The sequence below is a fragment of the Anseongella ginsenosidimutans genome (genome assembly GCF_008033235.1).
Classification (GTDB): Bacteria; Bacteroidota; Bacteroidia; order Sphingobacteriales; family Sphingobacteriaceae; genus Anseongella; species Anseongella ginsenosidimutans.
In genome coordinates this window covers 309,783-334,696 of the sequence record NZ_CP042432.1, presented here as the reverse complement: position 1 = coordinate 334,696, position 24,914 = coordinate 309,783, and the positions used below count along the sequence as shown (strand labels likewise).

Annotated in this window: 20 protein-coding genes; 14 read left to right on the top strand and 6 right to left on the bottom strand. The window is 50.5% G+C overall.

Features of this window, described 5'->3' with window-relative positions; all coding sequences use genetic code 11:
- Positions 1-16: 16 nt before the first annotated feature.
- From FRZ59_RS01455 to FRZ59_RS01430, 6 genes are all read left to right on the top strand, one after another.
- Complete coding sequence (locus FRZ59_RS01455) at positions 17-661, top strand: RNA polymerase sigma factor (RefSeq protein ID WP_225975133.1); 645 nt, start codon at positions 17-19, stop codon at positions 659-661.
- A 42-nt stretch (positions 662-703) separates the two neighbouring features.
- Positions 704-1,864, top strand: a complete 1,161-nt coding sequence (locus tag FRZ59_RS01450; protein ID WP_132127638.1) for a FecR family protein — start codon at positions 704-706, stop codon at positions 1,862-1,864.
- A 347-nt stretch (positions 1,865-2,211) separates the two neighbouring features.
- A complete protein-coding gene (locus FRZ59_RS01445) occupies positions 2,212-5,535 on the top strand; it encodes a TonB-dependent receptor (protein WP_317127723.1) in 3,324 nt (1,107 codons plus the stop codon).
- Positions 5,536-5,565: 30 nt separating this feature from the next.
- Complete coding sequence (locus FRZ59_RS01440; protein ID WP_132127640.1) at positions 5,566-7,452, top strand: RagB/SusD family nutrient uptake outer membrane protein; 1,887 nt, start codon at positions 5,566-5,568, stop codon at positions 7,450-7,452.
- 40 nt (positions 7,453-7,492) lie between these two features.
- Complete coding sequence (locus FRZ59_RS01435; protein WP_225975132.1) at positions 7,493-8,689, top strand: DUF5000 domain-containing lipoprotein; 1,197 nt, start codon at positions 7,493-7,495, stop codon at positions 8,687-8,689.
- 18 nt (positions 8,690-8,707) lie between these two features.
- On the top strand, positions 8,708-9,823 hold the full coding sequence (locus tag FRZ59_RS01430) for a DUF4998 domain-containing protein (RefSeq protein ID WP_132127642.1): 1,116 nt from the start codon (positions 8,708-8,710) through the stop codon (positions 9,821-9,823).
- A gap of 200 nt (positions 9,824-10,023) precedes the next feature.
- On the opposite strand, the gene FRZ59_RS01425 is transcribed toward FRZ59_RS01430, so the two are convergent.
- Both FRZ59_RS01425 and FRZ59_RS01420 read right to left on the bottom strand, forming a co-directional pair.
- Positions 10,024-10,602: a non-canonical purine NTP diphosphatase gene (locus FRZ59_RS01425; RefSeq protein ID WP_132127643.1), complete on the bottom strand. Its 579-nt coding sequence runs from the start codon at positions 10,600-10,602 to the stop codon at positions 10,024-10,026.
- Positions 10,603-10,611: 9 nt separating this feature from the next.
- The gene (locus FRZ59_RS01420; protein WP_132127644.1) at positions 10,612-11,358 is read right to left on the bottom strand and encodes a hypothetical protein; all 747 of its coding nucleotides are present in this window, start codon (positions 11,356-11,358) and stop codon (positions 10,612-10,614) included.
- 118 nt (positions 11,359-11,476) lie between these two features.
- Between FRZ59_RS01420 and FRZ59_RS01415 the strand changes: the two genes are divergently transcribed.
- Genes FRZ59_RS01415 through FRZ59_RS01405 form a run of 3 tightly spaced genes read left to right on the top strand, consistent with a single transcriptional unit; the run spans position 11,477 to position 14,678 of the window.
- Entirely contained in the window at positions 11,477-12,319 is an 843-nt protein-coding gene (locus FRZ59_RS01415) for a hypothetical protein (protein WP_132127645.1), read from the top strand.
- Positions 12,312-13,706 (top strand): peptidylprolyl isomerase, encoded by a 1,395-nt coding sequence (locus FRZ59_RS01410; RefSeq protein WP_158640486.1) that lies wholly within the window; start codon positions 12,312-12,314, stop codon positions 13,704-13,706. Before FRZ59_RS01415 ends, FRZ59_RS01410 begins: the two co-directional genes overlap by 8 nt.
- Positions 13,707-13,709: 3 nt before the next feature.
- Positions 13,710-14,678, top strand: a complete 969-nt coding sequence (locus tag FRZ59_RS01405; protein ID WP_132127647.1) for an AAA family ATPase — start codon at positions 13,710-13,712, stop codon at positions 14,676-14,678.
- A 463-nt stretch (positions 14,679-15,141) separates the two neighbouring features.
- On the opposite strand, the gene FRZ59_RS01400 is transcribed toward FRZ59_RS01405, so the two are convergent.
- The 4 genes from FRZ59_RS01400 to FRZ59_RS01385 form a co-directional block, all read right to left on the bottom strand.
- Positions 15,142-15,633 carry a hypothetical protein gene (locus tag FRZ59_RS01400; protein WP_225975131.1) on the bottom strand — a complete coding sequence of 164 codons (492 nt, stop codon included), beginning with the start codon at positions 15,631-15,633 and terminating at the stop codon, positions 15,142-15,144.
- A gap of 107 nt (positions 15,634-15,740) precedes the next feature.
- Complete coding sequence (locus FRZ59_RS01395; protein ID WP_132127648.1) at positions 15,741-16,244, bottom strand: hypothetical protein; 504 nt, start codon at positions 16,242-16,244, stop codon at positions 15,741-15,743.
- Between the two features lie 327 nt (positions 16,245-16,571).
- Complete coding sequence (locus tag FRZ59_RS01390) at positions 16,572-17,186, bottom strand: porin family protein (protein WP_132127649.1); 615 nt, start codon at positions 17,184-17,186, stop codon at positions 16,572-16,574.
- Between the two features lie 92 nt (positions 17,187-17,278).
- Positions 17,279-19,258 (bottom strand): alpha-ketoacid dehydrogenase subunit alpha/beta, encoded by a 1,980-nt coding sequence (locus FRZ59_RS01385; RefSeq protein WP_132127650.1) that lies wholly within the window; start codon positions 19,256-19,258, stop codon positions 17,279-17,281.
- Positions 19,259-19,473: 215 nt separating this feature from the next.
- Between FRZ59_RS01385 and FRZ59_RS01380 the strand changes: the two genes are divergently transcribed.
- The 5 genes from FRZ59_RS01380 to FRZ59_RS01360 all read left to right on the top strand — a co-directional run bounded on the left by FRZ59_RS01380 (position 19,474) and on the right by FRZ59_RS01360 (position 24,902).
- The gene (locus FRZ59_RS01380; protein WP_132127651.1) at positions 19,474-21,897 is read left to right on the top strand and encodes a hypothetical protein; all 2,424 of its coding nucleotides are present in this window, start codon (positions 19,474-19,476) and stop codon (positions 21,895-21,897) included.
- A gap of 62 nt (positions 21,898-21,959) precedes the next feature.
- Entirely contained in the window at positions 21,960-22,565 is a 606-nt protein-coding gene (locus FRZ59_RS01375) for an RNA polymerase sigma factor (RefSeq protein WP_225975130.1), read from the top strand.
- The gene (locus FRZ59_RS01370) at positions 22,558-23,910 is read left to right on the top strand and encodes a porin family protein (protein WP_132127652.1); all 1,353 of its coding nucleotides are present in this window, start codon (positions 22,558-22,560) and stop codon (positions 23,908-23,910) included. Before FRZ59_RS01375 ends, FRZ59_RS01370 begins: the two co-directional genes overlap by 8 nt.
- A gap of 51 nt (positions 23,911-23,961) precedes the next feature.
- Positions 23,962-24,534 carry a hypothetical protein gene (locus FRZ59_RS01365; protein WP_132127653.1) on the top strand — a complete coding sequence of 191 codons (573 nt, stop codon included), beginning with the start codon at positions 23,962-23,964 and terminating at the stop codon, positions 24,532-24,534.
- A 17-nt stretch (positions 24,535-24,551) separates the two neighbouring features.
- Positions 24,552-24,902: a 2-polyprenyl-6-methoxyphenol hydroxylase gene (locus FRZ59_RS01360; protein ID WP_132127654.1), complete on the top strand. Its 351-nt coding sequence runs from the start codon at positions 24,552-24,554 to the stop codon at positions 24,900-24,902.
- Positions 24,903-24,914 lie beyond the last annotated feature (12 nt).

Sequence of the window (24,914 nt, the reverse complement as noted above, 5' to 3'; positions counted from 1 at the left end):
GATGATAATTCGCAACATGCCCTCTTTTCATCAGAAAATTGATATAATTGTGATAGAGATCATGAGAGCCTATTGCAATTGCGGGGATAAGGAACTGGCGCAGCTTCTCAAAGAAGGTGACAAGGCTGCATACACCGAACTGTACAACCGGTACAAGGGGTTGCTGTATGTACATGCCTACCGTATTTTGCAGGATAAAGAAGAAGCGAAAGATGTCATACAGGATCTATTCATTGTTTTATGGACGAAACGGGAAGAACTTAATTACCGCGGGGGAATTGCTTCCTACCTGTATGCTTCGGCCCGGAATCGTGTATTTGACAGAATTGCGCGAAAAAAAGTAGCTTCCTCTTATTTCGAATCCCTGAAGGATTTTGCCGGCCATTATGAATGCAGCACCGACAAGCAGCTGGAGGAGAAGGAGCTGGCAGCCATCATTGAGAAGGAGATCAGCGCCCTGCCGTTGAAAATGAGAGAAATATTCCAGCTCAGCCGGATGGAAAACCTGAGCCATAAGGAAATTGCCGAGCAGCTGATCATTTCGGACAAAACCGTTAAAAAGCAGGTGAGTAACGCCCTGAAAATCCTGCGTTTAAAACTGGGCGCATTTTTATTTATAATTCATCTACTACCTCTTACTATGTTAACCGTTATATACTAGTACTGCGCGGAAGCAGCACTTCCCGCGCGGCTATTTTAGTATATGACCAATAAGGAAGCAAAAGAATTAGTACGAAAATACCGTGCGGGAAACTGCACGGAAGAGGAAAAGGCCCTGCTGAACGCATGGTATCTTTCTCTTGCTTCCGGCAACGGGCAGACGCCGGCCCGGGAAGAGATCGAAAAAGCGCTGAAGGATGTATCCGGCTCCCTTCCCTTAAAAAAATATTATTTTATAAGAAGCCTGCAGCTCGGCCAGATTGCGGCAGCAGTACTTGTTTTATTCCTGTTTTCGGCAAGTATTTATTTTCTGCGTGAACAGAGGCCTGCTTCCGGGTTTAGCGGTAACATCTATAAAAATGACGTAGCTCCTGGTGGAAACAAGGCTGTGCTTGAACTGGCGGACGGCTCTGTCATTGACCTTAATAATGCCGCAATCGGCAGTATCGATCACAAGGGGCCCGTCCGGATAACAAAGACCAGGGAAGACCAGGTAATCTATCAACCCGCCTTGGAAAAGGGGAAAGTGGCTGAAATGCGTTACAATACGATCAGGACACCCCGCGGCGGCCAGTACCAGGTGGTACTCCCCGATGGTTCAGGCGCCTGGCTGAACTCTGCTTCCAGTATCCGCTTCCCGGCGATGTTCACGGACGGCGAAAGGAAGGTAGAGATCACCGGGGAAGTATATTTTGAAGTTGTCCGGAAATACCGGCTTTCGGATACGGGAAAAGTGGTGATTCCCTTTATTGTCGTTGCCAGTAACCAGCGGATTGAAGCCATTGGCACACAGTTTAATATCAATGCGTACCCGGGTGAAGGCGCCATACGCACTACGCTTCTTGAGGGAAGTGTAAGAATATCGCTGCCCGCGGGCAGCAAGTTCCGGTTATTGAAACCGGGGCAGCAGGCGCAGATAGGCCTGGATCCATCCAGATCCATCAGTATCAGCCAGGCAAATGTAGAGAAGATCATCGCCTGGAAGAACGGCCAGTTCCAGTACGATATGGAAGGCATAGAAACGATCATGCGTCAGGTGGAAAGATGGTACGATGTTGAAGTGGTGTATGAAGGCGAAATCCCCGAAAAGAAATTTGTAGGAACCATATCAAGAAATATTTCGCTCTCTAAATTTCTCGACATCCTGAGTTACACGGGCGTAAACTTCAGGATTGAAGGTCGCAAAATTGTAGTAATGTCCTAAGCTTAAATAATCGATAAAACTAAACCAATTATGTTAATATGATTACTATCCCATAATACTTTCATTAAATAAAAAAGCCGGGAAGTACTATCCCTACTCCCCGGTGTGATTTGAGTCGTCATTCCCGTAACGGGAAATGTTATTGTGCAATAACGGGCAAATTTACCCTAAACCCAAACTCCACAAATGTAATGAATTTTAACCTTTTCCCTAAGGCCAGGCTATTTCCGGGCCTCCCATCTAATGTATTGTTGGTTATGAAACTAACCGTGTTTCTGGCGATAATTACACTCACCCAGGTGAGTGCCTCGGTATATAGCCAAAGGATTACAATTGACGCAAAAAATGTGCAATTGGAAACAGTCCTTGAAAAGATCCGGCAGCAAAGCGGCTTCGATCTCTTTTACGATGCTGAAGATATCCGGAATGCCGGCAGGATCAGTATCAACGTAACAGGGGTATCTGTAGAAGAGGCCCTGAAAAGCTGCTTTGCCGGTCAGGACCTTTCGTTTAAAGTAATTGAAAACACGATCGTTATTAAGGGGAAGGAGGACTTTGCAAAAGACAAAGGCGTTTCCGCACCCGAGTACGAGATGCGACTGGCAAGGGATATCAGCGGAACGGTAAGCGACTCCATCAGTACGCTTCCCGGCGTGTCTGTGACGATAAAAGGCACGAACATCGGCACCAGCACCGACCAAAACGGAAAGTATATCCTGAACGTACCTGACGATAATGCGATCCTGGTGTTTTCCATGATCGGCTACCTGACACAGGAAATCCCGGTTGCAGGTAAACAGATCATTGATGTAAAACTTCAGGCTGATATGCAGGGCCTGGATGAGGTGGTTGTAGTAGCTTTTGGTAAGCAAAAACGAAGCGATATGGTGGGTTCGGTGGTTTCAGTGAATCCGGCCGATCTGAAGGTGCCCTCCAGTAACCTGACTTCCGCACTGGCCGGACGCGTTGCCGGCATGATCGCCTTTCAGCGCAGCGGGGAGCCGGGTATGGATAATGCCGACTTCTTTATCCGCGGAGTAACTACATTCGGCTATAAGAAAGATCCGCTGATTCTGATCGATGGGATTGAACTGACCACCACGGACCTGGCCCGCCTTCAGGTGGATGATATTGCCAGTTTCTCGGTACTGAAGGATGCTACGGCAACAGCGCTTTACGGCTCCCGCGCAGCCAATGGGGTGATCCTGGTAACGACGAAGGAAGGTGCAGTAGGCAAAGCCAAGTTTTCGATCAGGATGGAAAATTCCATTTCAGCGCCCACGCGAAACGTGGAATTGGCCGATCCGGTCACCTATATGATCATGGCAAACGAAGCCACGCTTACGCGTAATCCTCTGGAAGCAGTTCTTTACTCCGACAGAAAAATCGAAAATACAGCTAGTGGCAATAACCCGCTCGCTTATCCGACCAATGACTGGCGGGCACAGATGTTTAAGGAATACACAATGAACCAGCGGGCTAATATGAGCGTGAGCGGCGGCGGCGGGGTAGCACGGTACTTTGTTTCCGGTTCCTTTAATCAGGACAATGGCCTGATGGAAGTTGATAAACGAAATAATTTCAATAGCAATATTGATCTGAAGAGCTATTCTCTCCGCTCAAACGTCAATATCAATCTTACCAAAACCTCGGAACTGGTAGTACGGCTTCATGGGATGTTTGACGACTATACCGGACCCATGGAAGGAGGCGCCCAAATGTACAGAAGAGTCATGCGCGCCAATCCGGTACTCTTTCCAGCCTATTATCCCATTGACGAGGATCACGAGCATGTGAAGCATATTATGTTCGGGAACTTCGAAGAAGGAAATTATATTAATCCCTATGCTGACATGGTGCGGGGGTACAAGGAATATTCCAGCTCATTGATGCTGGCTCAGCTGGAACTTAAACAAGATCTGGGATTCCTGACCGAGGGGCTGTCATTTAATGGAATGCTGAACACACACCGCCGTTCCTTTTTTGATGTACGGCGATTCTATAATCCCTTCTGGTATGTGCCGGCCGGGTTTAACCCCCAAACAGGTGCTTATTCAGTGACCAATGTTAATCCTGACGGCGGAACCGATTACCTGGATTATGATGAAGGAGGCAAGGACATCAGCACGACCTTTTACGCCGAGTCCCGGGTGAATTATAACCGGACATTTGCCGAAAAACACGGCGTCAGCGCCATGCTGGTCTTTATGGCCCAGCAGCGCCTGAACGCGAACGCCGGCGACCTGCAGCGCTCGCTGCCCAGCCGAAATCTGGGTGTTTCAGGGCGAATGACCTACGACTACGACAACCGCTATTATGCTGAGTTTAACTTTGGCTATAATGGATCGGAACGCTTTGATGAAGACCATCGTTTCGGCTTTTTCCCTTCGGCCGGGCTTGCCTGGACTGCTTCCAATGAAGACTTTTTCGAGCCGGTTAAATCGGTGGTCTCCAACCTTCGTATCAGAGCGACCTATGGAAAAATCGGAAACGATGCCATCGGGCGACCCGAAGACCGTTTCTTTTACCTGTCAAATGTCAATATGAACAACGGCAGCAGGGGCGCTGCTTTCGGCCAGGATCCTGGCGTTCAATACCGCCTGAACGGGATCTCCATTTCCCGGTACGCCAACCCTGGCATCACGTGGGAAATTGCGACCCAGAAAAATCTTGCCCTGGAAATAGGCTTGTTTGATAAGGCGAATATCATCGCCGAAGTCTTTAGCCAGGACCGGGAACAGATCCTGATGAACCGGGCTTCGCTTCCGGCAGAACTTGGCTTCGCTGCCGAGGTGAGGTCAAACGTGGGCTCCGCTTCTGCCAAAGGGGTGGATATTTCCCTCGACTATAATCATAGTTTCGGAAACGGGATATGGGTACAGAGTATGGGCAATTTCACCTACGCCACCAGCCAGTTTGAATTTTACGAAGAACCGAAATATGAAGAATGGTACCGGTATCATAAAGGCAATTCCCTTAACCAAAATTACGGTTACATTGCTGAACGATTGTTCGTGGATGACCAGGAAGCCCTGAACTCACCCCGGCAGAATTTCGGCGAGTACGGCGGCGGGGACATCAAATACACGGATGTGAACCGGGACGGACAGATCACCGCAGCGGACAGGGTGCCGCTGGGGCATCCTACTGTTCCGGAGATCGTTTATGGTTTCGGCTTCTCGGCGGGTTACAAATCATTTGACGTTTCTGCCTTTTTTCAGGGCCTGGCAAATGAATCTTTCTGGATAGATCCGGCAGCTACTGCGCCCTTTGCCCGTTACGTTTACGACGGGGAGGCCGTTCCGGCAAACCAGATACTCCAGAACCAGGTATTAAAAGCTTTCGCAGACAGCTATTGGTCAGAAGATCACCGGGATGTGTATGCGCTTTATCCGAGGCTGAGTTCCACATTGAACAGCAATAATGCACAAACCAGCACCTGGTGGATGCGGAACGGCTCTTTTCTGCGGCTGAAACAAGTGGAAATCGGTTACACGCTTCCCGCTCGCGTACTGGAAAGGCTGAAAGCCAGCACTTTCCGGATCTATCTCAATGCAACGAACCTGGTCAACTTCAGCAGTTTCAGTTTATGGGATGTAGAGATGGGTGGAAACGGCCTCGGCTATCCGATCCAACGGGTGTTTAACATAGGGCTGGATCTGACCATATAATTAAGGAGAGGCCCGTCAAATTTTTAGAAAATGAAGACATACAAGATATTAACGCTAACCGTTCTGGTACTTTTAGGTTCACTGAGTTCCTGCAAACAGTACCTGGACGTGGTCCCGGACAACGTCGCGACCATCGATAATGCCTTTGCCAACCGGCATGAAGCCGAGAAATACCTGTTTACCTGCTATTCTTACCTGCCAAGGAACGGCGATCTGGGTGATGACCCCGGGATGGTCGGCGGTGATGAATTATGGAGATTCGCCAATGAAGGCGGCTTTTTCAGTTTGGCAAAAGGCTTGCAGAATATCGTAGGCCCTTTAGGCGGACGCTGGGGAACCTATTTCCGCGCCATCCATGATTGCAATATCTTTCTGGAAAATATCGGCCGCGTGGCAGATATCGAGCAAACCGAACGGGACCGCTGGATAGCCGAGGTGACCTTCCTGAAAGCTTATTACCATTTCACACTGGTAAAAATGTATGGTCCCATTCCGCTCCTGAAGGAAAACGTATCTACTGATGTGAGCGCCGATATGGCCCAGGTTTCCCGTGATCCGGTGGATTCCTGCTTTAACTATGTAGTGCAGCTGATTGATGAAGCGGCAGCGGCCCTTCCGGCCGTCATTAACGATCCTGCCAAAGAAATGGGACGGATCACCAGGCCGGCGGCCCTGTCCATCAAGGCTTTGGCGCTGGTTACCGCAGCCAGTCCGCTGTTCAACGGCAATGCCGATCAGGCGCAGTTGATCAACCCCGATGGCACCGTATTGTTCAACCAGCAATACTCGGATGCTAAATGGGAAGCTGCCGCCCTGGCCTGCAAGGAAGCGATCGATGCCTGTGAAGCTGCGGGAATGAAGCTATATGAGTACCTGCCCGCCTTTAATCAGTACTCCCTTACTGATACAATTATGACTCAGCTGAGCATCCGCAACAGTATTACCGAGCGCTGGAACGACGAGATCATCTGGGGCAATACAATGTCCTGGTCTGCGGGCCTGCAGGCGCTGGTTACCCCGAGAATGGATCCTACCAACCTGGATATCACTGCCATTCACGGCGTGTTATCTCCTCCGCTTCGCATGGCCGAACTATTCTACTCGGATAACGGCGTACCCATTGCCGAAGACAAGGAATGGAATTATGAGGGAAGATACGATATCCGTACGGCCGGTGTGGGAGACAAGCTTTACATCCGGAATGGCTATACTACCGCTTCGATGAATTTTGACCGGGAGCCTCGCTTTTATGCGACCATGGGTTTTGACGGTGGCGTTTGGTATGGGCAGGGACGTTACGATGATAAAAAGGATGTGGATCTGTTTTATCTCGAGGCCAAATACCGGCAGCGGAACGGTTTCGGAAAACCGGGCTTTGCTTCCGTCACCGGCTATTTCCTGAAAAAACTGGTGCATTACCAGAATGTGATCGGGACCGGAAACAGCTATTCGATCAATAATTATCCATTCCCCATTATGCGCCTGGCGGATCTTTATTTATTGTATGCCGAAGCGCTGAATGAATGGCAGGGGCCGGGACCTGCGGTGAACGAATATGTGGATCGGGTGCGTGCGCGGGCCGGACTGGAACCGGTCGCCTCGGCCTGGAGTAATTATTCCACCAATCCGAGCAAACCCGGTTCAAAAACGGGCATGCGGGAGATCATTCACCAGGAACGGATGATTGAACTCGCCTTTGAAGGCAAGCGTTTTTGGGATATCCGGCGCTGGAAAACAGCGGCAGACATTCTGAATACCCCCATCCGGTCATGGGATATTCAACAGATCAATGCAAAGGATTATTACCGGCCAACGGTGGTGTTTAATCTTTCTTTCGGCCTGAAAGATTATTTCTTCCCTATCCGGGAAAGTGATATTGACAATAACCGGGGCCTTGTTCAGAACCTCGGATGGTAATCAACCAGTATCAAATATCAAGACATAAGTATCAAGTATTATGAATATAAATAGAATTTTGCTGGTGTTCCTCGGTTCCCTGCTGGTCTTTTCGGGCTGCAAGGAAGAATCGCGGATCGATTATATTGATGACAGCATGCCGGCGCCAGCCCAGGTGAGCAATGTGGAAATCGTGGAAACGCCGGGTGGCGCCATTGTTACGTATGACCTTCCGGACGATCCGAACCTGGCCTACGTAAAGGCCATATATGACATCCGGCCAGGTATTACACGCGAAGCCAAAGCGTCCCTATATACCGATACGCTGAAGCTTGTCGGGTATGGCAATACAGACCCGCATCAGGTAAGCATTTTTACCGTTGGAAAAAATGAAAAGATGTCGGAACCGCTCACGAGATCGTTTACGCCACTTACACCGCCGATCAAGGAAACCTATGAGGCCTTAGAAGTTGTGGAAACATTCGGCGGGGTCCAGATTCGTTTTGAGAACGAATCGAAGGCGGACCTGTCAATCGTACTGATGGCAGATACCGCAGGTACTGGCACAATGGAGCCGGTATATACACTTTATACGGCTGCACCGGAAGGAGTATTTGCTGTGCGTGGATTCGATACGCTGGAAACAGAGTTTCAGGCTTTTGTCCGGGATCGATGGAATAATAAGTCAGATACCCTGAGCAGGGTATTGAAGCCAATTTACGAACAGGAGATCCCAAAATCCACATGGGCAGCTGTGCATCTGCCCACCGATACCTGGAAGCCTGCGGAAAGTTATCACCTTCATCACTTATGGAATAACAATATTGTTGGATATGCCGGGACAATTTTCGCCTCGACCAACTCGTCAATATTGCCGCAATGGTTTACTATAGATCTCGGCGTAAGCGCCGCCATCAGCCGCATTGTGGTCCATCAATCGGAGCCCGGAGGTCACTTTTACAAAGGGTCCGGGCCCAAGCGCTGGGAAATTTATGGTTCGAATAACCCTGCTAATGACGGAAGCTGGGAAAGCTGGACCCTGATGGGGACCTTTGAATCCTTCAAGCCTTCCGGCTTACCCATGGGTCAGGAAAACGATGAGGACAAGCAATATGGCTGGACTAACGGGGAAGATTGCACGTTCATTGAGAGACAACCACCTTACAGGTATCTGCGTTTTAAAACCCTGGAAACCTACGGCAGTTCCGGCCAGGTGGTGATGGCTGAATTGGATGTTTGGGGACAATTGGCGGAATAACCCTTAAAACTTTCGAAAATGAAAAAGACAATTAATTATATATTAATACTCCTGGCGGCCGGCTGGATGATGTCATCCTGCGAAGAAGCTGATAGTACCTACAAAGAGTTTATCGTGGAGGGAGGATTGGTTTATCCCGGACGTGCGACCTCACCGTTAGCCCATTCCGGAAAACACAAGGTGCTGCTTACCTGGTTAAGAGGAACCGACCCAAGCGTAACGAGCGCCAAGGTGTTCTGGGATAATTACACCGATTCGGTGAGTGTTCCCATACCTGCAAATGCCGACACCATTTCTGTGTTGATTGACAACCTGGTAGAAAAGCCCTATTCCTTCCAGATCGTCACGTACGACGATAAAGGGAACGTCTCCGTTCCAGTAGAGTTACTTACCGCCGCTTATGGCGATAAATACCAGGCAAGCCTGCTGAGCCGTCCTGTTGACCTAACCGTTTCAAGCATCGATGGTACCCTCTCACTGCAATGGGGAAGCCCTGATATAGCCAACGGCGCCATCGCATCGGAATTGAAATATGTGAATGCGGATGATGAGACAATAACGATGCGTATCCCGGCGGAAATTAACGAATCAAGTGTTACCGGGCTGAAGCCAGGGACAGGATTTACTTACCGAACTATTTTCCTGCCCGATTCGCTCAGTATTGACACTTTCTACACCGAATTCCGGGAAAATGACAGCTTTATCTTTGATAAAGAAGACTGGGAGATCATTGATTTTTCAAGTCAACACGGCGGAGCAGCTAATACAGTTGAGAATGTAATTGACGGGACTGATGGTACCCGCTGGCACAGCCATTCGGGACCCTCCTCTTACCCGCATCACGTAACGATAGATATGGGGGCGGAACGAACCGTCACTGAGTTCGCCGTATGGCGGACAACCTTTGAAAACGGGGGCGATGATCGCGCGCCGGATAAGATCCAGTTCCTTGTCAGCCCGGATAATGTTACCTGGACTGATCTGGGAATATTTGATTTTAATCGCTTTATTAACGGAGAACAGCTATTTCAAATGCCAGAGGGGACCAAAGCGAGGTATTTTAAATTGGTGGGTGTAGAAGGCCCTAATGACACCAACTTTGTGCTTGGCGAAATAAGCGCCTATGGCCTTTAATATCCGGGGCTTTATGTCCGGGCCGGTCGCATGTTTTTAACACGGCACTAGCCTGGGTGGCATATCCGGCGCATAAAGGCGGGTTACGGAAGCCGCCGGGAAACCGGTTTGCTTCAAACATTGATCAAGTACCGCCGGGAGAGCAGCAGCAGCTTCTTCCGGCGGTTTTTTTCATGTGATAATATACAGAGAGCGGATAGTTAGGTGAGGAAAGCGATGAGTTGCTCAATAGCTCTTCCCCGGTGGCTAATGCGGTTCTTTTCTTCGGGTTTCATTTCGGCGAAGGTGATGTCATAGCCTTCCGGCTGAAAAACAGGGTCGTAGCCAAAGCCGCCCTCGCCGCTTCTGCCGGGGCGGATACTGCCATTCACGGTACCTTCAAAAAAATGTTCGTTGCCGCCCACGATCAATGCGATCACTGCGCGGAAACGGGCGCTGCGTACGTCTTTATCTTTAAGTTCGCGGAGCAGCTTGTCAATATTGGCGGCTGCGTTGCCGTGACTGCCGGCATAGCGTGCGGAAAAAACGCCGGGAGCGCCGCCGAGCGCATCTACTTCCAGTCCGCTGTCATCTGCAAAGCAATCCAGGCCGTATCGTTCATGGATATAGCGGGCTTTGATAGAGGCGTTTTCCCGAAAAGTGCTTCCCGTTTCGGGGATGTCTTCCTTGCAGCCGATCTCTTTCATGCTGAACAAGGTGAATTCCGGCCCCAGCATCTGCCGGACTTCTTCCAGCTTATGCAGGTTATTGGTGGCGAATACAAGTTTTTTCTCTGGCATAACCCGGTATTATGAAAATGTTTTCTTTAATTCTTCCCAAAGCTGCTTCTTTTTCCCGTTATCGGGCCGGAATATTTCAGTACTGTCAGCTGCGAGTATTTTAACGCTTCCCACCATACCAAGGTGATAGGGGAGTACCGGTCCCGGGATTTGCAGCAGATTGGGTGTTACCCCAAAAAGCAGCAAATAGTTGAAAGCAAAGAACTCTTTCAGTTCCGCGTATTTCCTGTCCTGGTAGCGGGCATAATTTAACAAAGCAATGTCTTCGAGCCCTAGTTTTACTGCCGAAAGAACCTTTAGCAAGTAGGCCTTTTCCGCTTCAGGCAGGTATTTCTCTCCCGGGTAATTTACAAGTACGAGTACAAATCGCCTGTTCTCGCCGAGATAATGGAAGACCTCCGAGCCGGCTTGCGGCTGCGTTGTTCCGGGCTGTGCTGCAGGTGCCGCCGCTTCCGGTTGCGCTGCTGCTTCCGGTTGCGCCGGCATAAGTTTCGCTGTTCCGGGCGTCGCTGCTGGTGCCGCCGCTTCCGGTTGCGCTGCTGCCGGTGTTGCAGGGGGAGCCTCTTGCGCCTTTGCCGCTTGCACCAGATCTGCCGGGGGGGCTGTGGGATGAATAATTCCCGCCTGTGCCGCTGTTTCCGCCTGTGCTGTTTCGGCGGTTTCGCCCGCAAAGGAGGGTTCTTTTATTGCATAGAGGTCTTCCGTAAGTAAAAAAGAAAGCGCTGCAGGGTCGTTGGTGATCGTTAATGCGGCCATTGAGACAAAAATAGCAAATTTTTCAGAGGGAAAGCTTCCCGGGGGAGCGGATACGCTAGTCGCCCGCTTTTTCGTTATAAACTCCTGAGATTGTTAACTTCGCAGTAAAAAGGGAGTTTTGAGAAACGTTTGTTCATGGGCCTTTTTAGTAGTGATCGTTTCCTGTTCATCTGCAAGGAAGGAGGAACTGCCGGTTGCCCGCGTCTATCAGGAATATTTGTACCCTTCCGATCTGGAAGGAGTCGTGCCTGCGGACGTAAAGGGGGCGGACAGCGTGCAGATAATTCGCTCCTACATTGACAACTGGGTAAGGCAGGCGGTTATTCTCCATAAGGCGGAGCAGAATATCGCGGTCAATGAAATGGATTTTCAAAAGCAGGTGGCTGATTATAAGAATTCGCTGATGATCTATTATTATGAGCAGGCTCTGGTCAATGAGCAGCTGGATACGCTGATCACCGAAAACGAGGCCCGGGCCTATTATGATGAAAATAAGGAGAATTTTTTGCTTTCAAGGGATGTCTACCGGGTAGCTTATGCGGAACTGGCGGCCAATGCGCCGGATCTGCTGGACATAAAAGAAAAATTGCTCGACCCGTCACCAGAAACAATTTCCGAACTTACCAGGTATTGTTTGCTGCATGCCAGAAGTTTTTCCTTCGCAGATACGTCCTGGTACAGTTTCAGGGAACTCTCTGCCTTTCTGCCGGCGGACTCCGTAGGGGAGATGAATGTTTCCCCGGGAAGAGTGTTTGAAATAAAAAACAAAAATACCGTATTTTTGATCGCTTTCAGGGAGTTGCGCAAAAAGGACAGCATTTCTCCCTACGGTATGGAAAGGCAGAACATCCGCCACCTTATCCTTAACCAGCGCAGGCTTGATCTGCTTTCGGAAATGGAGAACGAGGTGTTTAACGAGGCGCTGCAGAATAATGAATTTGAAATTTATAGTAATGAATAAAATTTTTCTTTTACTGGCGGGAATGATTGCGGGCACAGCTGCCATGGCGCAGGAAAGTAGTATTGACGAAATAATCGCTGTGGTGGGGGACAAGATCATCCTCAAGTCGGATGTCGAAAACCAGTACGCGTTGTATCTGAGGGAGAACCAGACGCCCAACGAAGCGATCAAATGTACCATCCTGCAGGGGCTTCTTTCGCAAAAATTGCTGGTGGCCCAGGCGGAAATTGACAGCCTCGCAGAAAAGAATGCCAACTTTCCCGCCCAGGTGGAAGCCGAACTGGACAAAAGGGTCCAGTTTTTCGTGCGCAGCTATTTCGGCGGATCGGTCGCAGAACTGGAGCGCTTTTACGGAAAGCCCCTCCTCCAGCTCAAGGAGGAATTCCGGGAGCAGATCGGCGACCAAATGAAGGCTGAATTAATGCAAATGGAAATTACCGCCGGGCTGGACGTTTCCCCGGCTGATATCAGGAAATATTATAATTCCGTGCCGCCCGACAGCCTGGAGATATACAATACGGAGGTGGAAGTAGGGCAGATCGTTATTTATCCGAAAGTGACCGAAGCGCAGAAGATGGTGGCCCGTACCCGGCTCGCGGCGCTGAGAGCGGAAATACAGGCGGGAGAAGATTTCGAGCGGTTAGCCATTGTAAATTCGGATGACCCTGGGTCTGCCAGCAGCGGGGGCGACCTTGGTTTTGTCAGCCGCGGTCAAATGGTGCCGGAATTTGAAGCTGCCGCTTTCAGGCTCAAGGAGGGCGAGCTTTCCCAGATCATCGAAACGGAATATGGTTTTCACCTGATCCAGGGCATAGAACGCCGTGGTGAGCAGATACACGTGCGGCATATTCTTATCAAACCGGAATATTCCAAGGTAGAGCTGGACAGCGCCAGGAAATTACTGGCAGAAGTGCGTGAAAAGATTCTTGTCGATACCCTCAGCTTCGCAGCAGCGGCGGTAGAATATTCCGACGACGAGCTTACCCGTGGAAACGGCGGAATTTTTGCCCCGCAGGGAAGACAGGGCTTTAATATGATCCCACTTGATAAGATCAATGAATATACCGGCGACGCTGGCATATTTAATATAATTGACACGATGGAAGTGGGGCAGATCAGCAAGCCCCTGGTTTACGTGAACCAGCAAACAGGGGAGCAGGGCTACCGGATCGTGTATTATAAATCAAGGAGCGAACCGCACCGCGCTTCGCTGGAAACCGATTACCCCCGCCTGAGGAACGCCGCTTTAGCCGTGAAACAGGAAGAAGTGGTGGAAGAATGGTTTAAAGACAAAATTACCGAACAATACGTACGCATAGACGAAAGTTATCAAAGCTGCGAGTCCCTTCAGCATTGGTTGCGGGCATCTGCGCAATTCGAAAATTAAGAAATGACAGTTCCGTTTTCATCAGACGTGGCGGGAATTACCGCCCTGAACGAGGCTTGCGCCAGGGCAAAGAAGGAGATCGGCAAAATGATCGTAGGTCAGGATGCCATCGTGGAATCAGTAATGATCGCCATTTTCTGCAACGGGCACTGCCTGCTGGTGGGCGTACCCGGGCTGGCTAAAACCCTGCTCGTACAAACTGTCGCCCGGGTGCTTGATCTGAGCTTTAACCGCATCCAGTTTACCCCGGACCTGATGCCTTCCGATATTACCGGCTCCGAGATCCTGGATGAAGAACGTCATTTCAGGTTCGTGAAGGGCCCTGTGTTCGCAAACATCGTGCTGGCCGATGAGATTAACCGGACGCCTCCAAAAACGCAGGCGGCATTACTGGAAGCTATGCAGGAACGGGCTGTTACCGTCGGTGGAAAACAGAACAGGCTGGAGCAACCCTTTTTCGTGCTGGCAACGCAGAATCCAATTGAGCAAGAAGGCACCTATCCGCTTCCCGAAGCCCAGCTTGACCGCTTTATGTTCAATATTTTCCTGGATTACCCCACCTTCGAACAGGAAGTGCAGGTGGTAAAAAATACGACCGCCAACCAGGTACAGGACCTGCAGAAAGTACTGAACGCAGAAGAGATTATCGCCTTTCAGCAGCTGGTGAGATCAGTACCTGTAACCGACCACGTACTGGAATACGCCGTGAAACTGGCAAGCAAAACCAGGCCGGGTACTTTCCTTGCCAGCGAAGATGTAAATAATTACCTTACCTGGGGCGCCGGCCCCCGCGCCTCCCAATACCTGGTACTTGGCGCTAAATGCCATGCCGCTATCAAAGGTAAATACGCACCCGACATCGAAGACGTCCAGGCCGTAGCCCTGCCCGTATTACGTCACCGCATCGTCCGCAACTACAAAGCCGAAGCCGAAGGAATCACCATCGAAGAAATTATCCAAAAACTCCTTTAACGTTGTTGCTCGCGGAACTCGCAACAGTTTGAAGTTTGAAGTTTAAGGTTTAAAGTTTTTTTGGCGCTCGCAATGCTCGCAACAGTTTAAAGTTCAAGGTTTAATGTTCAAGGTTTTTTGTTGCTCGCGGAACTCGCAACAGTTTGAAGTTTAAAGTTTAAGGTTTTAAAGTTTTTCAATTGCTCCGCAATGGCTTTGGACTCGTCTGGTCTGGAGTGCTTAACATTGCTCCTAAGTTTAAGAAGACCTTTGAACCATTAGAACTTAAAACCATTCCCACCTTAACGGTCACAAAGCAACTTCTAGAAACTAGAAACTAGAAACTTTTAAACCTTGAACTTTGAACCATTCGTACGTTAACTGTTACAAGCAATTTCTACAAACTAAAAACTACAAACTTTAAACCTTGAACTTTAAACCTTGAACTTTAAACCTTGAACTTTAAACCGTTAATAGGCAAAAACTACCAGGCAAACCTTATCGACAAACCAAACCAACCAAGGTCGCCGTCCGTGTCCGGGGCTATATCCAGGGCGGGTTTCCAGTCGAGGCTCAGGTTGATCGGGGCGCCGTTGAACTTGTAATCAAGTCCAAGTACGCCGTCAATACCGAATCCGCCGTCCACATCGTCATCGGGACCGTCGTGGTCATGATCCACAAAGAAAATGTGCGCACCTCCTCCGTAGTACCAGTTAAGGCCTCCGGCATTGGGGATGGGATTATGTACCTCATACAAGCCTACCAGGTAAAAATGATCATGGGCATTATGATCCCGGATGTTGAGGATCAGGTCCAGGGCTCCATTCGAATTGAAGAAGTGTTTGAATGTCAATCCGTTAGCCGTTCCAAAGCGGCCTCCGATGGCATTTTTGTAATCCTGCGCCTGCGACTCTGAGGCCAGGAAGCAGCTGCCTAAGACAGCGATTGTAAGTACTAAAAGTGTTTTTTTCATCATAATAGGGGGAAAGACAATTAATGTGCCATTCTGCAATTAGCGAAATTTAAAAAAAGAAAAAGGAGCTGTTTCCCTGGAAACAACTCCTTTTATCCTGTTTATTGTTTTTAAAGATTGAATGAATATCCGAGGCGGATGCCGAGGTTGCTCAGTTCGCCGACGTTTTCGAAGCGCGCGGAAAGATCCACGAATTTGTTATCCGCTACAGGGAACTGGTAACCTACGCCCGGCGCCCAGAGAAACTTCGTTTCGCTGCCGTCGGAAACGCCGATTCCGGCACCGATCTCACCGTCAACGTAAAAATTGCCGGCTGCGTAATATTTCAACCCGGCTTTCAGCGGAACATAATCATAAGAAGGGATCTCGAAGCCTTCAATTTCATCGCCCTGTACGCTGATGTACCCGGCGGTGGCGGTTCCGTGCAGTTGCGAGCTGATAGGTGTTTCAAATTTAAAGGTTCCGCCCAGAGGAATGGTAAATCCATCTTCCAGGGAAAAGCCTGTTTCAAAACCGATGTTCCCCAGGCGCAGGCCGGGAGCATCCTGGGCAGTTACCCCGTTCGCTGCGAACAAGGCGCCTGCAATACATGCTGACATTATTAACTTTTTCATAATTTCAATTTTACCCCAGCTTTTTGCTGGTTATGGCTACGAACTCAATTTATGTGCCAAAAGGGAAAGAAAAAAAACCCTAAATTGTAACAAAAATGCTGGCTCAGGTAACAAAAATGCTGAAATAAGCTGCCAAGCCTTTCAAAAAAGAAGCCCCGCCGGAAGGGCGAGGCCTGCTTCATATAGAAGAATGCTTTTAGTTTCAGGAGGTTAATTGTTTTGATGGGGTTGGCTGCAAAGGCCCGACCTCTTGTCAATCAGTTTTGTTTAACTGCTCGCCCGGAGTGCCGTCTTACAGCGCCGTCACAGTGCGACACCGAACCGGAACTAAAACGTATAGCCGAGACCAAGGGAAAGCACCCTGTTGGTAACGGACGTATTGTCATCTTCCATGTCACCAAAAATATTAGCCAGTCCGAAATTATAGCGGGCTTCAACGGATAATCCCATGGGAAGCTGGTAACCTGCACCTATGTTCAACCCAAAGTCCAGCTCATTATTTTCTTCCCAATCGACAGATACGTCTTCATTTTTTACTTTGGAACTCAGCAGCAAGCCTACCTGTGGGCCGGCTTCCAGGTGAAGTGCCTCCGTAGCGGAAAAGCGGGCCATCACCGGCAGGTTCAGGTAAAGATTTTGGAAGGTCGCGTCGAAGCCCACGTCTTCACCTCCTGTTTCAAAGTCAAATTCCCATTTGAATCCCTGGAGCGATAACAAAAGTTCCGGCTGAATAGCAAAGCGGGAACTTACATCAAAGCGGGCAGTCGGGCCGGCATAAAAGCCAATGATGGCATCAGGCTTAACGCTGAGGGAAGAACCCGTGTCGAAATTGGCGTTGGCCAGGTTGGCGCCTGCCTTAACTCCGAAAGTCGCCTGTCCGTAGCTGGTACTGATCCCGAAGGCCATGCAGGCGATTGCGAAAAGAAGTAAGTGTTTTTTCATTTCTTAAATCTTAAAATTTATGGACGAAAGTATGGATTTAGATTAATATTGCGAATTAATTATTGCCCCTCGTCAGCGCTCGTCAATCCTCGTTAATAAGCCAGCAATTGCAGCAGGCGGTCTTCCAGGCGGGATTTAGCTAAAAAGTTTGCTTCCAGCAGCGGATTCATGGGTACGGCCGTATCAAGGCTGCAGCAGCGGATCACAGGTGCATCCAGGTCGCGGAAGCAATGTTCGGCTATCCAGGCTGAAATTTCTCCTCCAAAGCCTCCCGTAAGCGTATCCTCATGAAGCACCAGCACTTTCCCGGTCTTCTTTACGGTGGCGCTTACGGCTTCCTTATCCCAGGGCAGGAGGCTGCGAAGGTCCAGAAGGTCGGCAGCAATTTCCGGATGCCGGCCCAGTACCTCCAGGGCCCAATGTACTCCCAGGCCGTAAGTAATGATCGATACATCGCGTCCTTCCCGCACCAGCCTGGCTTTACCTATAGGAGTCGTATAATAGCCTTCAGGCACCTCATCACTAAGCTGCCGGTAAAGGTATTTATGTTCGAAGAACAGAACAGGATTCGGATCTTCAACTGCGGCCAGCAATAATCCCTTGGCATCGGATGGAAAAGCCGGGTAGAGGACTTTCAGGCCTGGTGTTTTAATGAACCAGGCTTCCGTCGACTGGGAATGAAAAGGCCCGGCGCCTGTTCCGGCGCCTGTAGGCATCCGGATGACCAGGCTGGCCGGCTGCTTCCAGCGGTAATGTGATTTTGCCAGGTTATTTACCACCTGGTTAAAGCCCATACTGATGAAATCCGCGAACTGCATTTCCACCACCGAACGATAACCCGCAATGCTCAATCCATAAGCTGCCCCTATCACCGCCGATTCGCAAAGCGGCGTATTTCGCACCCTTTCGCGGCCGAATTCTTCCAGGAAACCTTCTGTCACTTTGAACACGCCTCCGTAAGCGGCAATGTCCTGGCCAATCAGGATAAGGTCCGGATTCCGCTGCATCGCCAGGCGCAGCGAGTCGGAAAGCGCATCGATAAAACGTTTTTTGCTTATTTTATCAGTCCCGGAAAGTACGTCCCGGGGCGCCGCAGGCGCGTACATATCCGCCAGTTCCGTTTCGGCGGAAGCGGTTATACCAGGTTCTTCTTCCAGGGAAGCTTTGACATCCGCGTTTATTTCCTCCCGCAGGCTGCTTTTTAAAGAATCCAGTTCTTGCGGCGACATAATTCGTTCTTCCCGGAGGAAGCGTTCAAAGGCAGCTATAGGGTCCCGGGCTGCCCATTCCTCCAGCAGGGATGCAGGAACATAGCCGGTGCCCGAAGCTTCTTCATGCCCTCTCATGCGGAAAGTAAGGCATTCTATCAAATAGGGGCGCTGTTCCCGGATACAATATTCACGCGCTTTTTTGACAGTATCGAACACCGACAGGACGTCATTCCCGTCAATTTGTATTCCTTCCATGCCATAAGCGGCGGCCCGGCCTGCCAGGCTTTGGCAGCGGTATTGTTCACTGACAGGAGTGGAAAGGCCATATCCATTATTCTCAATGAGAAAGATCACCGGCAGGTCCCATACCGAAGCCAGGTTAAGGGCCTCATGAAAATCACCTTCGCTGGTAGCTCCCTCGCCGGTGAAGGCCAGGGTAGCCTGGCCCTTACCGGAAAGTTTGTCGGCCAGCGCGATGCCGCAGGCAATTGCCAGCTGCGGCCCCAGGTGTGAGATCATCCCTACCAACCGGTGTTCCCGGCTGCCGAAATGGAAGGAACGGTCGCGCCCCTGGGTAAACCCGTTCATTTTCCCCTGAAACTGGCTCATAAGCCGCTTCAAGGGTACTCCTCGGGTGGTAAACACGCCCAGATTCCGGTGCATAGGCAGGATATACTCGTTCTCCTGCATGGCCATGGCGGCGCCCACGGCAATGGCTTCCTGGCCGATACCGGAAAACCATTTTCCCAGCCTTCCCTGGCGGAGTAAAACAAGCATTTTTTCCTCGATAAGCCGCGGCCGCAGCAGCAGCTGGCAGACTTTACGAAAAAAAGCGGTATCCATGTACTCCTGCCGGTTCATATTTTGCTTATATTTAACTTGTGGCTATAGTGTTCTGTTAAGCCTGAACTTGCAGCACCAAGCCTTGGTGCTTTTTGCCCCAGGCGGCTTTGAAAAAAATCTCCGTAGTCCCCGCTACGCAGATTTTTTTCGCATTGCCTGGAACAAAAATACCTGCGACTTATACGGCAGTTCAGGCTTAACAGAACACTAGCAATAGTACTTAAAACCAATTTATGAAAAAACCACTTACCTTATTCTTTTTCGCGGCTGTTTTTACCCTCGGCGCACTTGCCCAGGAAAATCCGCAGGACAGCCTCTTCCAGGAAAAGCTGCTGACTCCCTATGGAAAATATTTTGAACTTCCTTCCGAAGGGATCTATACTCATTTCAATAAAAGTGCCTACATGACCGGCGAAGGCGTATGGTTTAAGATTTACCTGCTGGATACGCGGGAAAAAAGGCCTTTTGACCTGATGCAGAATGTTTATGCTGAACTTTTTGACCCTCAGGGCAATCCCGTCAGACGCCAGGTATTATTTGCCGAAAAGGGCGCCGCTTCCGGAATGATCCATTTAGCGGATACGCTCGCTCCCGGAATTTATACGTTCAGGGCCTATACCAACTGGATGAGGAACATGGACGAGGGGAATTTTTATACAAGGACTTTCCGGGTGAACGGCGGTGTGCAGAAATCCGGGGAGGGGCCGGCTGGGGATGAAGCAGGAGAGGCCCCGGGAGGTTTTTCATCCGGCGCCCGCGAATCTGCCTATGATATTAGCTTTTTCCCTGAAGGAGGTCATTTGCTGGCAGGGATTGTCAATACTGTAGCTTTCAAAATTACCGGGCCTTCGGGAAAAGGAGCCGCCCTGGACGGATTACTGAAAAGCGGGCAAGGCGATACATTGCTGAAACTGAGCGGTGGCAAATGGGGGATGAACAGCCTTCAGCTGAATCCTCAACCCGGGGAACGGTATTATGCCGAATTTTTCCTTCCGGGCGAAAACGGCGGGGTGCAGACGGTTGAGCTTCCACCGGTGGAAGAGCAGGGGATTGGCCTGAGCGCCCAATGGTTTTTCCCGGAGAAGGCAAGCATCCTGGTCCGTACAAATGCCGCATCACTTCCCGGGCTGAACGGAAAGAAATTTTACCTGCTTGTGCATAACCAGGGGAAAGTAGCCCGTATGCTGATTGTCAACTGGACCAACCGGCCTGTTCTGAAAATCGATATGGATAAATCCCTGCTGCTTAAAGGGATTAATCACGTTACCCTGTTCAATGAGCAGTTTCAGCCCGTCGCCGACAGGATGATCTTCAACCGGAGAAAAGAGCAGCTGGGGCAGATTTCAATAGACTCCAGGCTGGAAGGCGATTCTCTCGCCTTTTCATTGATCGCGGAAGACAGCAGTTCGGAACCCCTGGAGGCCGACCTGAGTATTTCCTTTCTGCCTGCGCAGACAGGGCTCGCGAATTTCGAAACATCTATTTATGCAGCTTTGCTGCTGGAATCGGACATAAAAGGTAATATCGAATATCCCGCGTGGTATTTTGAGGAAGAAGAAGACTTTGAGCGTATCAAGGGGCTCGACCACCTGCTGTTAACGCAGGGATGGAGAAGTTACGACTGGGAAGCGATCAGCAAGGGCAGCCGGCCCGCGCCGGTTCATGAATTTGAACAAGGCTTTACTATTCGGGGAAAAGTGCTGAATTCTATCTCACGGAAGGAAATGGAACAAAGCCAGTTATCCGTCTTTTCGCCAGAAAACGGCCTTATGACCGTAGTGGATGTGGATAGCTCCGGCGCATTTATACTTCCGAACGTATTTCTGATGGATTCAACCCGCGTGATCATCAATGCGACCAATGCCAAGGGCCGTTCGGGTTTCAGGGAACTGGAGGCTAAAATTACTGAGCCCAGGTATGAAAAGAACCCGCCGCCGCTGCCTCTTCGGGATCCGGAAGCGCCTGTTAAAAATACCGCTTCGCTGATACTTCCGGAAGGTTCCGAACTACTGGAAGGGGTTACCGTAACCGGGCAGGCCATAGATAAGGAAGCGTCTCCTTTTGCCGGCAGTACCTATTTCAGCAATATTAACGACCGCGTAGTGGTGATTACGAAAGACAATTATTTTCAATACAATAGCCTTCGCGATCTCCTCATGAAGGAATTTAATATTATGGGGAACTCCATGGGACGCGGAGGAGGGGCGCCCGTGCTGATCGTAGACGATATGCCCATGGAGGACCTTTCCTGGCTGGACATGATCCATATCAGCGAAGTGGAAGCTGTTGCGGTCAACAAATCCGGGAATGCCATGCTGGGGCAGCGGGGCGCTGGCGGATCCATAAACATCAAAACCCGTACCCAGCAAGTAGACTGGGGGCCGCGTCGCGAACTGAATATTGTGAATATGCTCGTGAAAGGTTTTTCCGCACCTGTGGCCTATTACGCTCCAAAGTATGAGGTGCCCGCCACGGATCCGGCGTTCAGGGAACGGGCCGCTGTGTACTGGAAACCTGACGCAAAAAGTGATTTTTCCGGCCGGTCCGTCTTCAAGGTCCCGGTTCCATCCGGTATAGACAGTCTGCATGTACGTACGGAGGGGATCTCCTCCACGGGAGTGCTGATCGTAGATGACCGGGTGATCCGCGTAAAATAATTTGACGCCCCGACCAACCATTTCATAAAGCCGCTCGTATTTCCTTACGAAAACTGTTCGACGTGAGCGCTGATGAGACCATGCTGATGGATAACCTTGTAAAAGGTTGCCTGGAACAAAATCGTTCCAGTCAGAAGGCTCTTTACAGGCAGTATTTTGGATACTCCATGAGTATTTGCCTGCGTTATGCGCCAAACAGGGAAGAAGCCGTCGAGATCGTTAATGATGGGTTTATGAAAGTTTTTACACGGATCGGAACGTATGATCCAAAGCGCTCATTTAAAAGCTGGCTTGGCCGGATCATGGTGAATTCCTCCATTGATCACTACCGGGCTGCACATAAACACTACCATCATGACGGTCTCGATTCGGCTTTGGAAGCGGAATTTCCCGTTAGTGTTATTGACAAACTTTCCTATGATGAGCTGATTGGCCTTGTACAGCAGCTTCCTTCCTCTTACCGTACGGTGTTTAACCTGCACGTAATTGACGGATACAAGCATGAGGAAATAGCGGACATGTTGTCCATTTCCGTGGGGACTTCCAAGTCAAACTTGTTCAAAGCCCGGGAATCGCTGAAACTGAAGATCAGGCAACAGCTCCGGCCTGTTTCCCCGGGGCGGCCGGACCGGATGATGATAACCAGCATAAAACTGAAAAATGGATAAGTGGGATCAGGAATTTGAGTCAAAGATCAGGAAGAAGCTCTCCGAAGGGCGCGTTGACTTTGATGAGACCGCCTGGGAAAGGATGGAGCAGCAGCTGGCGGAGCGTAAGGGCAGGCGCCGGTTAATCCCCCTGTGGTGGCTAAGGGCCGCCGCAGCGGTACTCCTTGCGGGCCTTGGCGTATGGGCGTACACGGGTTATTTCCGGGATGCCGGCGACAAGACCCGGGATATACCCTCCCTGGCCGGAAACCGCCCTCCGGCAAATGGGGAGCTGCCGCCTGTAAGCGGAGAAGAACAGCCGGGTACGAAAGTGCTGCCTGCAGCGCCGGTCGAAGAGCCCGGGGCATCGGCAGAGGGACGTGCGGAGCCGGGCAAAGGACCGGTGACGGCTGCAGAACAACGACCGGCGGCTGGCGAACAGCACCCGGCGCCTGAAGACAGCCGGCCGGTGGCTGGAAAAACTCCTCAATTAACTAAAGAATTAGCCGGGGCGGACCTTAAGCCCAATACCGGGGAAGAGATGCAGGAGAGAGAACGATGGCTTGCGGCAAAGCGTGAACGCGGCCTTGACGTGAAGGGATTGAGCAGCGGGCTGGCCCTGTCTGCCGCTGCGGCTCCTGCGCTGGCTGCAGACTTTTCAGGCGGGCATAAGCAATCCGGTACGGCAAGCATCAGCGCTGCCGGAAACGGGGTTCCGGAATCCGGAGGAACAGACGCTTCCGGGACCCGCCTGCCTGTCTCCGGGAAAAAGGGGATTACATTCAGTTTGGGGTTACTGGCTGCTCCTGACCTGAACGGTGTGGTAAATTTTAACGAAGGTAAACTGGGGGTCAATATGGGGCTGGGGCTGGGAGTGCATTTTAGCGAACGCCTGAGCCTGCATACCGGAGTTGTTTATTCTCAGAAGCCTTACAATGCCAGGCCGTCCGATTATCATACCGGTTATTCCCCGCGGGACCTGGTAAACATTGCCGCCAACTGCAATGTGATCGATATACCGCTGAACCTGCGTTATACGGTTTACCGGAAAGGCCTGAACAGTATTTCGCTGAACGCGGGGCTTTCAAGTTACCTGATGCTGCGTGAGCAATACGAATACGAGTACAGCAGCGCTGAGCCCAGGCTTTACGAATATCATAACGAGAACCAGCATTTCATGGGAGTGGGGAACGCGGGCCTGACCCTGGAGCGAAAGATCAGCGATAAAATGAGCATCGGCTTGACGCCTTTTATAAAGGTGCCGCTGACCGGTATCGGGCATGGCGGCGTGCGGCTAATCTCCGCCGGGGCAGCGGTAGGCCTGACCCTGGACATGAGTAAAAAACAGAATACAAGAAATAAATGAGCGCATACGTAAAAACTGATCCAATGAAACACAAATTAAAATCAAACAAGTATGAGAGCATCAATGTATGCGGTCAGTTTACTGTTCACCGCCCCCCTTTGGCTTGGAGCCTGTTCGGAAGACGATGCTGACCCCTGTGCGTCGCGGAATATCTCCCTGACAGCCTCCATCACCAATGCCCACGAAGGAGAAAATGATGGCAGCCTCACCGCGAATGCCAGCGGCAGCGCCGGTTTTACCTTCAGTATTGACGGGAGCAATTTTCAAACTTCTCCCACATTTTCGGGACTCGCGGCAGGAACCTACACCGTGACGGCGAAAGACGGGGAAACCTGTACGGCCAGTCAGCAGTTTACCGTTGACGAATTGGCGGATTCACAGGTTTCCTACGACGCGCAGATCAGGCCAATTATCGAAGATGTTTGCTGGAGCTGCCATAAACAAGCCGGGCAGCCGGGCTTTCCGCATGCGGACCTGAGTACCGATGACAAGGTAAAAGCAAATGCCTCGCGCATTAACACCGAAGTGCAGGCCGGGCGGATGCCTAAGGGAGGCTCCCTGAGTTCCGCCGAAAAAGCCGCTATTGCCGCCTGGGTAGCAGAAGGCGCCCCTGTTAACAATTGATTTATAAACACATTACAATGAAAAAACTGATAATAACAGCCAGTTTTATGGCCCTGGTATGGAGTTTTTCCTGCTCCGGCGATAGTGAAGAAGCTTTGTTTGACCGTCCTGACTGTTCCGTTCCCGTAAGCCTGAGCGGGGACATCATGCCTTTGCTCCAGAGCAATTGCGCCATTGACGGCTGCCATACGGCGGGGACCGGGCTTCCGGATTTTATGGTAAAGGAAAATATACTGGAGTATGCGGATGAAATAAAAAAGCGTACCCGGGAAGGTTCCATGCCGCCGCCCTATTCGGGGATCGTGTTGACAAGCGAAGAGATCAATATGATCACCTGCTGGGTAGATCAGGGAAAAAAGGACAATTAACCAGGCAGAAAG